Raw genomic sequence first — 13355 nt, forward strand, 5'->3', positions numbered from 1 at the left:
TCCGGAAGCCTAGAGAACTCGCCGCCGGTGCACCCGTCGCACGCGCCGCCGGTCCGGCTCACACCGGCGCGGGATCAGGAGCGCGCGGCGCCGTCGGAGTCGTCGGGGTCCTCGGGCGCCCGGCAGCAGTACTCCAGCCAGAGCGCGCCGCCGACCAGCAGCAACGCGCAGACCAGCCCGATCCCGGCGGTCACGCTGTCCCCGAACGCGGCCACCACGACGTCGGCCCGCGGCACCGTGTGCACCAGCAGGCCCGCCCACAGCCCGGCGATCACCGCGCCGGCCACCGAGGACGCCTTTGCCAGGAGCACCGCCCGCGCGGCCACCAGCGGGGGCACCGGCGCGGCGCCGCCGCGGCGCTCGATCCGGCGGCGCAGCACGATCCCGACGCCGAACTCGGCGACGGCGAGCACCCCGATCGTGACCCCGGCCGCGACCGGCAGCGGCGGGATGGTCGAGTACGTCAGCTGGACGAGAATGTTGCCGAGCAGGGTCGCGACCACCGCGATCGCGATCAGGTCGCGGTACCGGGTCGGCGTCACCGTGGGCCGCGGGTCCTCGCCGGAGCCCGGGCGGTACCGGCCGGGTCCGGGGCCGGTCATCGCGGGCCGTCCGGGCGCAGCGGCAGCAGGTCGTCGCGCCGGTGGACGCCGGCGCAGCCGTCCGGGCCGAGCCGGTCCAGCAGGTCGGCGACCGGTCCGTGGCCGTACAGGACGGCGCCGGGATCGGCGAGCAGCCACGGCAGCAGCACGGTCGCCCGCGCGGGCGTCCCGGGATGGGGCAGCAGCAGCTCGGGATCGTCGGAGAGCACCGGCCCGTCCGGGCCGTCCACCTGCACGACATCGACGTCGAGCGTCCGCGGGCCCCACCGCTGCTCGCGGACCCGGCCGGCGGCGTCCTCGAGTGCCTGGCCGCGGCGCAGCCAGCCCCACGCGTCCCGCGCGGGATCGTCGGCGACGACCACCGCGTTCAGGAAGTCCGGCTGGTCGGTGACCCCCCACGGTGCGGTCTCGAACACCGGCGAGACGGCGACGAGGGCAGGCCCCAGGTCCGCGACGACGGCCCGCAGGTGGCCGATCCGGTCGCCCAGGTTGGAGCCGAGGGAGAGCACGGCGCGGGTCACGCCCGGCTCCGGCGCAGCACGACCGCGACGTCGTCGAAGGTCAGCGGGATCGGCGCGGACGGCTTGTGCAGGGTCACCTCGACCTCGCGGATGCGCCCGTCGGAGCCGAGGACCGCGTCGGCGACGGAGCCGGCGACCGACTCGATCAGGTTCCGCGGCGGCCCGCCGACGACGGTCGCGGCGAGCTGGGCGAGCGCGCCGTAGTCGAGGGTGTCGGCCAGCTCGTCGGACGCCGCCGCGGCGGTCAGGTCGGCGTGCACGACCAGGTCGACGACGAACTCCTGGCCGTCGCGGCGCTCGTGGGCGAAGACCCCGTGCGTGCCGCGGACCCGCAGCCCGCGCAGCTCGATGCGGTCACTCACCGCCCGGCCCCCGGGACGATCCGGGCGTGGACCGGGCCCGGGTCGCACCCAGCCGGCAGGCTGCGCTCACCGCGACGGCGTCCATCGTGGACTCGACGTCGTGCACCCGGACGCCCCAGGCGCCGGCGTTCGCGGCGATCGCGCTGATCGCGGCGGTGGCGATCTCGCGCCCGGCGGGCGGGCGCGGGGTGCCGTCCTCGGCGGCCAGCAGCTCACCGAGGAAGCGCTTGCGCGACGCACCGACCAGCACCGGGAAGCCCAGCCCGACGAGCACGTCGAGGCGGCGCAGCAGTGCCCAGTTGTGCGCGGCCGTCTTCGCGAAGCCGAGGCCGGGATCGAGCACGATCCGGCCCGGATCGACCCCGGCCATCACCGCGTGGTCCACCCGGGCGACGAGCTCCTGGCGCACCTCGCCGATGACGTCCTCGTAGCCGGCCAGCTGCTGCATCGTGGAGCTGTGGCCGCGCCAGTGCATGAGCACCCAGGGCACCCGGGTCTCGGCGACGACGGCCGCCATCCGCGGATCGGCCAGGCCGCCCGAGACGTCGTTCACCATCGCGGCGCCCGCCTCGACGCAGGAGGCGGCGACCTCGGAGCGGGTGGTGTCGACGCTGACCCGGACGCCGGCGTCGACCAGCTCGCGGACCACCGGCAGCACCCGGTCCCGCTCGGTCGCCGCGTCCACCCGCTGCGCGCCCGGCCTGGTGGACTCGCCGCCGACGTCGACGAGATCGGCGCCGGCGTCGCGCATCGCGATCCCGTGCGCGACGGCGTGCGAGCGGTCCAGGTAGCGGCCGCCGTCGGAGAACGAGTCCGGGGTGACGTTGAGGATCCCCATCACCGCGCAGCGGCCCAGGTCGGGGAGGGTGCCGTCGGGGGCGACCACGTCAGGCCCCCCTGATCAATGACAGAGCCTCCGCGCGCGAGGAGGCGGAGCTCTTGAACAGGCCACGGACCGCCGAGGTGGTGGTGCGCGAGCCCGGCTTGCGGATGCCGCGCATGGCCATGCACAGGTGCTCGGCCTCCATCACGACGATCACCGCGCGCGGGTTCAGCTTGCGCACCAGCGCGTCGGCGACCTGGGCGGTGAGCCGCTCCTGCACCTGCGGGCGCTTGGCGTAGAGATCGACCACCCGGGCGATCTTGGACAGGCCGGTGACCTGGCCGTCGACCGCCGGGATGTAGCCGACGTGCGCCACCCCGTGGAAGGGCACCAGGTGGTGCTCGCAGGTCGAGAACATCGGGATGTCCCTGACCAGCACGAGCTCGCCGTGGCCCTCGTCGAAGGTCTTCTCCAGCACCGTGTCCGGATCGACGAACAGCCCGGCGAAGATCTCGCCGTAGGCGCGGGCGACCCGGGCCGGGGTCTCCCGCAGGCCCTGGCGGTCCGGGTCCTCGCCGATCGCGATCAGCAGCTCTCGGACGGCGTTCTCGGCGCGGGCGAGGTCCACGCCCGCCGGCACGGCGTCGGTGATCCCGGCCGCGACGGCGGCCGGGTGCACGGTGCCCGGCTGGCCGTCCGTGGTCGACGTGCTCAGTGTCCTGCCTCCGGGTCGCTGCCCCGCCGGTTCTCGCCGGGCTCGGTCGTGCTGCCGCCGTCGGCGCCGGATCCGGTCCACGGGCCGTTGCGGGACGGGCCGCCCTGCTGCTGGTCCTCACCCTGACCGGGTGCGGGTCGGCCGGGCTGCTGTGCCTGCTGGCCGCTCCAGTTCGGCGGCGGCCAGGTCTGGCCGCGCGGCGTCGTCGCCGGCCGCCAGTCCGGCGGGGCGCCGTAGTTCGGGGCGACGGCGGGCGGGGGCTGCGGGTAGCCGCCCTGGTAGCCGGTCCGCGCCGGGCCGGCCGGGGCGCCGCCCCAGCCGTTGCCGCCCTGGGCGCCGTTGCCGTACGGCGCGCCGCCGTTCGGGGCACCACCGTGGGGGGCACCGCCGTGGGGCGCGCCTCCGTAGGGGGCCCCGCCGTTCGGGGACCCGCCGTTCACGGCACCACCGTTCGGGGACCCACCGTTCGCGGCGCCACCGTTCGGGGCGCCACCGTTCGGGGCACCACCGTTCGGGGCACCACCGTTCGGGGCACCACCGGAGGGCGCGCTGCCCTGCGGTGCACTGCCCTGCGGTGCACTGCCCTGCGGGGCGCTGCCGTGCGGGGCGCCGTTGCCGTTCCCCGCGCCGTAGCCGCCGTCGTTCGGCGCGTCCGGCCGGGCCTGGGTCGATCCGCCGGCCGGGAACGGGGAGGCGCCGGGCATGCCCGGGGCGTCGCCGTAGCCGTTGACGCCCGCACCCACCTGCGCCGGGGTCCGCTCCTGCTCGTCGGGCAGGACCTCGCCGCGCTCGTGCGCCAGCTCGCGCGGCGTCTTGATCGGGGGCTTCTCCGACGGCGTGCGCTCACCGAAGTCGTCGAACGCGGTGATCCGCGGCCGCTTCTCCACCGAGCCGAAGATCCGCTCCAGGTCGCGCCGGTTCAGGGTCTCCTTCTCCAGGAGCTCCAGCACCAGGTCGTCGAGCACGTCGCGGTAGGTGTTGAGGATCTCCCACGCCTCGGTGTGCGCCGCCTCGATCAGCTTGCGCACCTCCTCGTCGATCTCGTGGGCGATCTCCAGCGAGTAGTCCGCCTGGTTGCCCATCGACCGGCCGAGGAACGGATCGCCCTGCTCGCGGCCGTAGCGCACGGCGCCCAGCTTGGCGCTCATGCCGTACTCGGTGACCATCGCGCGGGCGATCTTGGTGGCCTGGTCGATGTCCGACGAGGCGCCCGTGGTCGGCTCGTGGAACACCAGCTCCTCGGCCGACCGGCCGCCCATCGCGAACACCAGGCGGGCGATCATCTCGGCCCGGGTCATCAGGCCCTTGTCGTCCTCCGGGACGACGAGCGCGTGCCCGCCGGTCCGGCCGCGCGGCAGGATCGTGAGCTTGTAGACCGGCTCCAGGTCCGGCATCGCCCACGCGGCCAGCGCGTGCCCGCCCTCGTGGTAGGCGGTGATCTTCTTCTCCCGCTCGGAGACGATCTTCGACTTGCGCTTCGGGCCGCCGACCACGCGATCGACCGACTCCTCCAGCGCCGCGCCGTTGATCAGCGTGCCGTGTTCGCGGGCGGTCAGCAGGGCCGCCTCGTTGATCACGTTGGCGAGATCGGCGCCGGACATGCCGACGGTGCGCTTGGCGAGCGACTCGAAGTCGACGTCGTCGGCGAAGGGCTTGCCCTTGCTGTGCACGTTCAGGATCGCCCGGCGGCCGGCCAGGTCGGGGGCGCCGACCGGGATCTGCCGGTCGAACCGGCCCGGGCGCAGCAGCGCCGGGTCCAGGATGTCCGGCCGGTTGGTGGCGGCGATCAGGATGATGCCGCCGCGCGCATCGAAGCCGTCCATCTCGACCAGCAGCTGGTTCAGCGTCTGCTCGCGCTCGTCGTGCCCGCCGCCGAGGCCCGCGCCGCGCTGCCGGCCGACCGCGTCGATCTCGTCGACGAAGATGATGCACGGCGCGTTCTGCTTGGCCTGCTCGAACAGGTCCCGCACCCGGGAGGCACCGACACCGACGAACATCTCGACGAAGTCGGAGCCGGAGATCGTGTAGAACGGCACGCCCGCCTCGCCGGCGACCGCGCGGGCCAGCAGCGTCTTGCCGGTGCCGGGCGGGCCGTAGAGCAGCACGCCCTTCGGGATCTTCGCGCCCAGCGCCTGGTAGCGGGCCGGGTTCTGCAGGAAGTCCTTGATCTCGTGGAGCTCCTCGACCGCCTCGTCGGAGCCCGCCACGTCCGCGAACGTGTTCTTCGGCATGTCCTTGTTCAGCTGCTTGGCCTTGGACTTGCCGAAGCTCATCACGCGGTTCCCGCCGCCCTGGGCGTTGTTCAGGAACCAGAACAGGATGATCAGCACCAGCGCCAGCGGAATCATCATGATCAGCAGCGAGGACAGGAACGAGTCCTGGCGCACCACGGTGTCGTACTCGCCGATGCCCGGGACCCCGCGCAGCGAGTCGAAGATCTGCCCGGACAGCTGGGCCGGGTACTGGGTGATGAGCTGGGTCTCGCCGTCGACCGGCGTGTTCAGGGTCAGCCGGAGCTGCTGCTCGCGGTCCTCGACGAGGGCGTCACGGACGTTGCCCTCCTGGATCTGCGCGAGCGCCACCGAGGTCGGGACCTCCGTGTAGCCCCGGGTGTCGTCGAACATGAAGCTGAACCCGAGATAGATCAGGAGCGCGACGAGGATCCAGATCAACGGGTTGCGGAGCAGGCGCTTGCGATCCATGCAACGTCGGCCTGGGTGGCCTTCACCTTCCCGAGAGTGGTTCACGGCAGCGGCGGCGGAGAGTGCGACCGCCCCGCCGGACGGCCCTGACCCGCCAGGATAGCCGCACGCCGGAGCGAGCGCGCCGGGCGGATCCGGCTGTCGACGACCGTTCCCGGCCGTCCACCCGATCAACGCCCGGCCGACCTGCCCGGTTCCCCCACAGGGGTGTCCCGCCGCACACCTGCCGCGCGGGGTGTGGGACAACTGTGCGGCACGCTCGGTGCCGGACCGGCGGCACACCGCGCTCGGGTCCTGCTCCGTCCGGCCGAACCGGGCTGGTCTGCGGGTCGGGAGGGGCGGATCGGATGACATGGCGCGCTGGCGGCGGTGCCCGCCGGACGGTGCCGGCGCTGGCGGTCGGTCTGGCCGTCTCGGCCGCGCTGACCCTGGCCGTCGCGCCGTCGGTCCCGCCGGCCGCGGAGCCGGCCCCGCCGGGGACCCGGCCGGCCGGGACCGTGACCACCGCCCGCGCCGAGCCGGTGCCCGCCCGCCCGGCGGTCCTGCCGGGCCCGGCGCCGGTCGGGCCGGGTGTGGTGACCGAGACCGCGGGCGCCGGGCTGTGCACCGCCGGGTTCGTGTTCACCTCCGGCGACCGGACCTTCCTCGCGCAGGCCGCGCACTGCGGCGGGACCGGCGACGAGACCGAGACCGACGGCTGCACCTCCGACGCGGTGCCGCTGGGCACCCCGGTGACCGTCCGGGGCACCGACCGCACGGTGACCGGGACCCTGGCGTGGAGCTCGTGGAACACGATGCAGGCCCGCGGCGAGCGCGACAGCGACACCTGCGCCTACAACGACCTGGCGCTGGTCGAACTGCCCCGGGACGCCCGTTCCGCGGTGGGCGCCGCGGTGCCGTTCTTCGGCGGCCCGGACCGGGTCCGCACCGCAGCGCCGGCCGTCGGCACGCCGGTGTTCGGCCTGGCCAACCCGCCGGACGCGGCCGGGGTGCGCACCGTCGGGGCGCGGGCCGGGGCGATCGCCGGCGAGGTCGGCGGCGGCTGGGGGCACTCGGTGTACTCGCTGACGCCGGGCGTGGCCGGGGAGTCCGGCAGCCCGTTGCTGGACGGCGAGGGCCGCGCCGTCGGCGTCCTGTCCAGCCTGTCGACGACGGCGGACCGGCCCAGCATCGAGTACACCGACCTGGCCCGCGCGCTGGCCTACGCCGAGCGAACCGACGGCCCGCCGGGGCTGACGCTGGCCGCGGGCGCGCCGTTCACCGCGACCCCGCCCGGGGTGGACCCGCGGGCGCTGGCGCTGCCGGCCGGGCCCGGGCTCGGCCGCTGAGCCGCCGGCCGGGCACCGCTCAGGCGTAGACCTTCGGGTCCAGGGTGCCGATGTAGGGCAGGTCCCGGTAGCGCTCGGCGTAGTCCAGGCCGTACCCGACGACGAACTCGTTCGGGATGTCGAAGCCGACGTAGCGGACCGGTACGTCGACCTTCACCGCGTCCGGCTTGCGGAGCAGGGTGACCACCTCGAGCGAGGCGGGCGAGCGGGTCTGCAGGTTGCCGCGCAGCCAGTTCAGGGTCAGCCCGGAGTCGATGATGTCCTCGACGATCAGCACGTGCCTGCCCGCGATGTCGCGGTCGAGGTCCTTGAGGATGCGCACCACGCCGGACGACGAGGTGGACGAGCCGTAGGAGCTCACCGCCATGAACTCGAGCTGGGTCGGCAGCGGCAGCGCCCTGGCGAAGTCGGTCATGAACATGACCGCGCCCTTGAGCACGCCGATCAGCACCAGGTCGTGCTCCCGGCCGCCCTGCACGACGTCGGCGTAGTCCTCGGCGACCTGTCGGGCCAGCTCGGCGGTCTTGTCCCGCACCTGCTCCTCGGTGACCAGCACCGACGAGATGTCACCGTCGTACACGCGCTCACGTCTCCCTCGTGCCCGGCACCCACCGGTCCCGGCCGGCTCTCCGCCACCGGGCGGTCTCGGTCACGCCCGGTCACGCCCCCAGCGACGGCGGCGCAGCACGAGCCTGCCACGCGTGCGGACCAGCTCCAAGCCGCCGCCGAGGGCGGGTCCGCCCTGCCCGCGCCACCGGCCGACGAGATCGTCGGCGCGCCGCAGCTGCTCGTCGGTGAGGGCCAGTACGCCGTGCCCGGTGAGCCATTCACGCAGCACCCGGCGGCGCACGGCGGCCGCAGCGGTGACCAGGACCGCGGTGTCGAGAGCGGGCGCGACCGGGTCGCCGGGGCCGGCGGCGGGCGGTCCGGCGGGCCCCGGCGGGCCGGGCGCGGGGCTGTCGCTGTCGCTCAGATCACCCGCCGGCGCGGGTGCCGGCGGGTCCGGCGGACCGGTGCGGGAGGCGAGCTCCCGCAGCCGCACCGCCGCCTCGGTGAGGGCGGCGTCGTCGTCGGCCAGCTGGGCGGCGGTGCGGGCGAGCGCCGGGGCGACGCCGCCGCCCAGGACCTCCTCCAGCAGCGGCAGCACCTCCCGGCGCAGCCGCACCCGGGTGAACCGCGGATCGGCGTTGTGCGGGTCGTCCCAGACCGGCAGCCCGAGCTCGGCGCAGGCGGCGACGGTGTCCGCCCGGCGCAGGCCCAGCAGCGGGCGCAGCCAGGGCGCCGACCAGGGCCGCATCCCGGCGAGCGAGCGCGCCCCGGACCCGCGGGCCAGCCCGAGCAGCACCGTCTCGGCCTGGTCGTCGAGGGTGTGCCCGAGCAACACCGGGGACCACGGGCCGGGGCGGGCGGCCAGCAGCGCCGTCCGGCGGGCCCGGCGGGCCGCGGCCTCGGTGCCGCCCGGGCCGGTAACCCGGACCGCCTGCACCGCGGCGTCCACCCCGCAGCGGCGCAGCGCGGCGGCGAGCTCCGCGGAGCGTTCCGCGGAACCGTCCTGCAGGCCGTGGTCGACGACGAGCGCGTGCACCGGACCGTCGACGACCTCGCGGACGGCGTGCACCAGGGCCGTGGAGTCGGCGCCGCCCGAGCAGCCGACCAGCGGCGCCGCGCAACCGGGCCGGTCGGGGTCGCCGAGCAGGTCGAACGCCTCGCGCACCGCTGCCAGCACCCGCCGCGCGGCCGGAGGGGTCACCTCAGCCGGCGCGGCGCAGCCACGCCTGCGGCTCGGCCAGCTCGGCCCGGGTCGGCAGGGTCTGCGGCGACTCCCAGACCCGGTTGAGGCCGTCCATCCCGACGGCGGCCTCGATCTCCCGGCAGAACGCCGCGCCGACCGCGTACTGCCGCATCTTCGCCTCCACGCCCAGCAGGGTCCGCAGCAGCCGGTCGACCAGCCCGCCGCCGCGGCGGCGCTCGGTGAACCGGCGGCGGATCACCGCGACGTCCGGCACGACGTCCGGCCCGACCGCGTCCATCACGTGATCGGCGTGCCCCTCCAGCAGGGTGGACAGCGCGAGCAGCCGGTCGAGCACGGCCCGCTGCTCGGGGCCCTGCAGCAGCTCGACGAGCGCGAGCACGTCGCCCTTCTCGCCGTTCTCCCCGCGCATCGAGCGGATCGCCTCGGGCAGCCGGGTGAGCTTCGCGGTGTCCGGCTCCTGCAGCGACAGCAGCTCGGTGACCAGGCCGGCGAAGTGGTCGCGCAGCCACGGCACCGCGGTGAACTGCAGCCGGTGGGTGGCCTCGTGCAGGCAGACCCAGAGCCCGAACTGCTCGCCGTCGACGCCGAGGGTGTCGGTCGCGGCGTGCACGTTCGGGGCGACGACGATCAGCCGCCCGGCGCCGTCCGGGCCGCCGAAGGGGTCGTACTGGCCGAGCACCCGGGCGCCGAGGTAGGCGAGCAGCGCACCGAGCTGGACGCCGGAGCCGGCCGCGGTGACGCTGCGCAGCGGCCACGGCGAGGCGGGCAGCTCGGCGCCGGAGGTCAGCGCGTTCATGCCCTCGGTGGCGGCCCGCGCCCAGGCCGGGCGGTCCAGGACGTCGGCGGGCAGCAGCGGCAGGCCCGCGCCGAGGCCGGTGACGTCGCGGACGTGCCCCTCGGCGCGCGCCGAGTCGGTGCGCAGCCGCTCGACCAGCTCGCGCGCGGCCGCCGGGGTGGTGCGCGGGCCGGCCGGCATCAGCCGGGTCGCGGTGCTCGCCGCCAGCGACCAGTTGACGGGCAGGCCCCGCGCGGCGCGCCGGTCGGACGCGGGTGCGGGATCGGTCACGGTGGCCGGGCCGGTCGCGTCGGGCTGCATGGCCGCCACGCTACCCGCGACCGCGCCGCGGGCCGGTCCGCCGAGGGGGCCGCCGGTCAGTCCCGGCAGCCGCAGCGGCTCAGGGTGGCGGCGATCCGGTCCAGCGCCGGGCGGGCGTCGGCCGGCGAGGTGCCGTTGGACAGCAGCGCGAAGACCAGCAGCCTGCCGTCGACGTCGGTGACCACGCCGGCCAGGCTGGACGCCCCGCTGAGGGTGCCGGTCTTGGCCCGGACCACGCCCCGGCCGGCGATCGACGGCCCGTCGGTGAACCGCTCGGTCAGCGTGCCGGCGCCGCCGGCGACCGGCAGCCCGGTGAGGATCGGCCGGAGGAACTGGACGTCGGCGGGGCTGTCCGACTGGGCGGCGGCCGAGGCCAGCACCGCGCCGAGCAGCCGGGCCGGGACCCGGTTCTCCCGGGACAGCCCGCTGCCGTCGGCGGCGACCAGGCCGCTGACGTCGTACCCGGCCTGCACCAGGGCCTCGGTGACCGCGCGGGAGCCGCCGTCGAACGACGCCTCGGTGTCCCGGACGATCGCGACCTGGCGGGCCAGCGCCTCGGCCGTGACGTTGTCCGACGCGGTGAGCATGTACTCGACGAGTGCGGCGATCGGCGGGGAGGCGACGCTGCCCAGCACCGGCGCGTTCGGGGCGGCGGTGCCCTCCCGGACCTCGGTGGCGCCGAGCGCGGCGGCCAGCGCCTGCCCGGCGGCCCGGGCCGGGTCGGACGAGCGCGGCCCGTCCTGCTGCTGCGGGTCGGTGCGGCCGCCGTCGAGCATCAGCGGCGACATCGGCGCGACGTAGCCGTCGGCGACGTCGCCGGGGCCCCAGCCGGGCGAGAGCGCGGGCCCGGTCCACTGCGAGGTGTCGACGTAGACGGTGCGCACCGGCTGGTCGACCGCCTCCCGCACCTCGGCGGCGAGATCGTCGATCCGGGACGGGTCGGGATAGAGCCCGGTCTCGCCGGCCGGCAGCGCGGTCAGCGTCGGGTCGCCGCTGCCGACGAGCACCACCGAGCCCGGGTCCGGGCCGGGCACCACCCGGGTGGCGAGCCGGTCGGTCGGGTTCATCGACAGCAGCGCGGCGGCCGCGGTGAGCAGCTTGGTGGTGGAACCGGGGACCATCGCCCGACCGCCGTCGCGCTCCCACAGCGGCTCCACGCCGCGCGGCGCCGAGGAGTCGATGACGACGCCGGTCACGTCGCCCAGCGCCGGCGACTCCAGCTGGTCGGCCAGCGCCTGGGTGATGCCGGCCGCGGTCGGGACCGGGGCGGTCGGGGTCAGCGGGCGCAGCGCGGGCATCGGGACCGGCGGGTACTGGGCCGCCGTCTCACCGAGCCCGAGCCGGTCGCGGGTCTCCGGACCGGCCAGCGCGACCGCGCCGAACAGCGAGGCGAGTGCCATCACCGCGACCGCGATGACGGCGATCCGCCGGGTGCTGCGGTCCGGCCGGCGATGCCTGCGTCCCACTCCGCCTCCTGCTCGTGACGTCCGGTCCCGGGCTCCGGGACCGGCCGACCTGCCCGGCCGATGGTGCGACACCCGCCACATCAGCACCGGTTCGGGGTCACCGGCCTGCCACCGTCGGCCCCCGGTCCCTCACACTAGGGGGCAGCACAGACACCGCCGGAGTGGGCGGGCCACCCGGCTCCGCCCGGCCCCGGCGCGACCGTGACCCTCTTCAAGGAGCAACGAATCGTGGACTTCGACGTCACCATCGAAATCCCCAAGGGTGGCCGCAACAAGTACGAGGTCGATCACGAGACCGGCCGGATCCGGCTGGACCGGACCCTCTTCACCGCCACCCAGTACCCGGCCGACTACGGGTTCATCGACGACACCCTCGGCGAGGACGGCGACCCGCTGGACGCGCTGGTGCTCGTCCAGGAGCCGACCTTCCCCGGCTGCGTGATCCGCGCCCGGACGATCGGCATGTTCCGGATGAAGGACGAGGCCGGCGGCGACGACAAGGTCCTGTGCGTGCCGGCCAGCGACCCGCGCCAGGAGCACCTGCGCGACATCCACCACCTGGCGGAGTTCGACCGCGCGGAGATCCAGCACTTCTTCGAGATCTACAAGACGCTCGAGCCGGGCAAGAGCGTCGAGGGCGCCACCTGGGTCGGCCGCGCCGACGCCGAGCGCGAGATCAAGGCGTCCTACGAGCGGGCCAAGCAGGCGGGTCACTGATCCGCGCACCCGGGGCGGCCCGGCCGGCCGCCCCGGGGCCGGTGTTCAGACCTTCTCGAACACGGCGGCCAGGCCCTGCCCGCCGCCGATGCACATCGTCTCCAGCCCGTACCGGGCGTCCCGGCGGTGCATCTCCCGGGCCAGCGTGGCCAGGATCCGGCCGCCGGTCGCACCGACCGGGTGGCCCAGCGAGATCCCGGAGCCGTTCACATTGGTCCGCTCGAAGTCGGCCTCGGTGAACTTCCACTCCCGGGTGCAGGCCAGCACCTGAGCCGCGAACGCCTCGTTCAGCTCGATCAGGTCGATGTCGGCCAGGCCGAGCCCGGCCGCGCCGAGCGCCTTCGCCGTCGCCGGGACCGGCCCGATCCCCATCGTCGCGGGCGGCACCCCGCCCAGCCCCCAGGACACCAGCCGGACCAGCGGCCGCAGCCCCAGCTCGGCGGCGGCCTCCGGGCTGGTCACCACACAGATCGACGCGCCGTCGTTCTGCCCCGAGGCGTTGCCCGCGGTGACCGTCGCGTCCGGGTCGTCGCGGCCCAGGATCGGGCGCAGCGTCGCCAGCTTCTCGACCGAGGAGTCCGGCCGGATGTGCTCGTCGGCGTCGACCACGGTGTCGCCCTTGCGGCCGGGCACCGTCACCGGCACGATCTCGTCGGCGAACCGGCCCGCGGCCTGCGCCGCCGCCGCCCGCCGGTGCGACCGCACCGCGAACTCGTCCTGCTCCTCGCGGGCGATGGCGTACTCCCGGCGGAGGTTCTCCGCGGTCTCCAGCATCCCGCCGGGCACCGGATGGTTCCGCCCACCCGCGGTCACCCGGCCCCGGGCCAGCGAGTCGTTCAGCAGCACCCCGGCGCCGCCCTTGACCCCCCACCGCATCCCGGTGGAGTAGAACGACGCCCCGGACATCGACTCGGCGCCGCCGGCCAGCAGCACCTCGGCCGCGCCGGTCTGCACCTGCATCGCCGCGTACAGCACCGCCTGCAGGCCCGATCCGCAGCGGCGGTCGATCTGGATCCCACCCGCGGTCACCGGCAGGCCGGCGTCCAGCGCCGCGACCCGGCCGATCGCCGGCGCGTCCATCGTCGGGTAGCAGTGGCCCAGCACCACGTCGTCGACGGCGGACGGGTCCAGCCCGGTCCGCTCCATCAGCGCCCCGATCACGGTCGAGGCCAGGGTGTGCGCCGGCACGTCGCGCAGCGACCCGCCGAATCCGCCCACCGGGGTCCGCAGCGGCTCGCAGATCACCGCATCACGCATGAACTCGCTCCTT

Annotated in this window: 13 protein-coding genes; 2 read left to right on the forward strand and 11 right to left on the reverse strand. The window is 75.6% G+C overall.

Features of this window, described 5'->3' with window-relative positions:
- Positions 1-74: 74 nt before the first annotated feature.
- The 6 genes from ACVJO7_RS18900 to ftsH are packed head-to-tail and all read right to left on the reverse strand — an operon-like array spanning position 75 to position 5725.
- Positions 75-602 (reverse strand): DUF3180 domain-containing protein, encoded by a 528-nt coding sequence (locus ACVJO7_RS18900; protein ID WP_491673978.1) that lies wholly within the window; start codon positions 600-602, stop codon positions 75-77.
- Positions 599-1123, reverse strand: coding sequence for a 2-amino-4-hydroxy-6-hydroxymethyldihydropteridine diphosphokinase (gene folK, locus ACVJO7_RS18905; protein WP_491673979.1), 525 nt, complete (start codon positions 1121-1123; stop codon positions 599-601). Before folK ends, ACVJO7_RS18900 begins: the two co-directional genes overlap by 4 nt.
- Positions 1120-1485: a dihydroneopterin aldolase gene (gene folB, locus ACVJO7_RS18910; RefSeq protein ID WP_344021414.1), complete on the reverse strand. Its 366-nt coding sequence runs from the start codon at positions 1483-1485 to the stop codon at positions 1120-1122. The genes folK and folB overlap by 4 nt, the downstream gene beginning before the upstream one ends.
- On the reverse strand, positions 1478-2323 hold the full coding sequence (gene folP, locus ACVJO7_RS18915; protein WP_344021761.1) for a dihydropteroate synthase: 846 nt from the start codon (positions 2321-2323) through the stop codon (positions 1478-1480). The genes folB and folP overlap by 8 nt, the downstream gene beginning before the upstream one ends.
- A gap of 49 nt (positions 2324-2372) precedes the next feature.
- Entirely contained in the window at positions 2373-2987 is a 615-nt protein-coding gene (folE, locus tag ACVJO7_RS18920) for a GTP cyclohydrolase I FolE (RefSeq protein ID WP_425563602.1), read from the reverse strand.
- Between the two features lie 32 nt (positions 2988-3019).
- On the reverse strand, positions 3020-5725 hold the full coding sequence (ftsH, locus tag ACVJO7_RS18925) for an ATP-dependent zinc metalloprotease FtsH (protein WP_491673980.1): 2706 nt from the start codon (positions 5723-5725) through the stop codon (positions 3020-3022).
- 347 nt (positions 5726-6072) lie between these two features.
- Between ftsH and ACVJO7_RS18930 the strand changes: the two genes are divergently transcribed.
- The gene (locus ACVJO7_RS18930) at positions 6073-7053 is read left to right on the forward strand and encodes a S1 family serine peptidase (protein ID WP_344021418.1); all 981 of its coding nucleotides are present in this window, start codon (positions 6073-6075) and stop codon (positions 7051-7053) included.
- 19 nt (positions 7054-7072) lie between these two features.
- On the opposite strand, the gene hpt is transcribed toward ACVJO7_RS18930, so the two are convergent.
- The 4 genes from hpt to dacB form a co-directional block, all read right to left on the reverse strand.
- Positions 7073-7633 carry a hypoxanthine phosphoribosyltransferase gene (gene hpt, locus ACVJO7_RS18935; protein WP_344021420.1) on the reverse strand — a complete coding sequence of 187 codons (561 nt, stop codon included), beginning with the start codon at positions 7631-7633 and terminating at the stop codon, positions 7073-7075.
- 69 nt (positions 7634-7702) lie between these two features.
- The gene (tilS, locus tag ACVJO7_RS18940) at positions 7703-8803 is read right to left on the reverse strand and encodes a tRNA lysidine(34) synthetase TilS (protein WP_491673981.1); all 1101 of its coding nucleotides are present in this window, start codon (positions 8801-8803) and stop codon (positions 7703-7705) included.
- A 1-nt stretch (position 8804) separates the two neighbouring features.
- Positions 8805-9902, reverse strand: coding sequence for a zinc-dependent metalloprotease (locus tag ACVJO7_RS18945; RefSeq protein ID WP_491673982.1), 1098 nt, complete (start codon positions 9900-9902; stop codon positions 8805-8807).
- 56 nt (positions 9903-9958) lie between these two features.
- On the reverse strand, positions 9959-11368 hold the full coding sequence (gene dacB, locus ACVJO7_RS18950) for a D-alanyl-D-alanine carboxypeptidase/D-alanyl-D-alanine endopeptidase (RefSeq protein ID WP_491673983.1): 1410 nt from the start codon (positions 11366-11368) through the stop codon (positions 9959-9961).
- A 228-nt stretch (positions 11369-11596) separates the two neighbouring features.
- Between dacB and ACVJO7_RS18955 the strand changes: the two genes are divergently transcribed.
- Positions 11597-12085: an inorganic diphosphatase gene (locus tag ACVJO7_RS18955; RefSeq protein WP_085913285.1), complete on the forward strand. Its 489-nt coding sequence runs from the start codon at positions 11597-11599 to the stop codon at positions 12083-12085.
- 45 nt (positions 12086-12130) lie between these two features.
- Here the strand turns inward: ACVJO7_RS18955 and ACVJO7_RS18960 are convergent, their stop codons facing one another.
- Entirely contained in the window at positions 12131-13342 is a 1212-nt protein-coding gene (locus ACVJO7_RS18960) for an acetyl-CoA C-acetyltransferase (RefSeq protein ID WP_491673984.1), read from the reverse strand.
- Positions 13343-13355 lie beyond the last annotated feature (13 nt).

The organism is Pseudonocardia sp. DxW (assembly GCF_058448985.1).

Coding starts and splice junctions, on each gene's coding strand:
- ACVJO7_RS18900 (WP_491673978.1), bottom strand. CDS start 602: ATGACCGGCCCCGGACCCGGCCGGTACCGCCCGGGCTCCGGCGAGGAC.
- folP (WP_344021761.1), bottom strand. CDS start 2,323: ATGGGGATCCTCAACGTCACCCCGGACTCGTTCTCCGACGGCGGCCGC.
- ftsH (WP_491673980.1), bottom strand. CDS start 5,725: ATGGATCGCAAGCGCCTGCTCCGCAACCCGTTGATCTGGATCCTCGTC.
- ACVJO7_RS18930 (WP_344021418.1), top strand. CDS start 6,073: ATGACATGGCGCGCTGGCGGCGGTGCCCGCCGGACGGTGCCGGCGCTG.
- ACVJO7_RS18945 (WP_491673982.1), bottom strand. CDS start 9,902: ATGCAGCCCGACGCGACCGGCCCGGCCACCGTGACCGATCCCGCACCC.
- ACVJO7_RS18960 (WP_491673984.1), bottom strand. CDS start 13,342: ATGCGTGATGCGGTGATCTGCGAGCCGCTGCGGACCCCGGTGGGCGGA.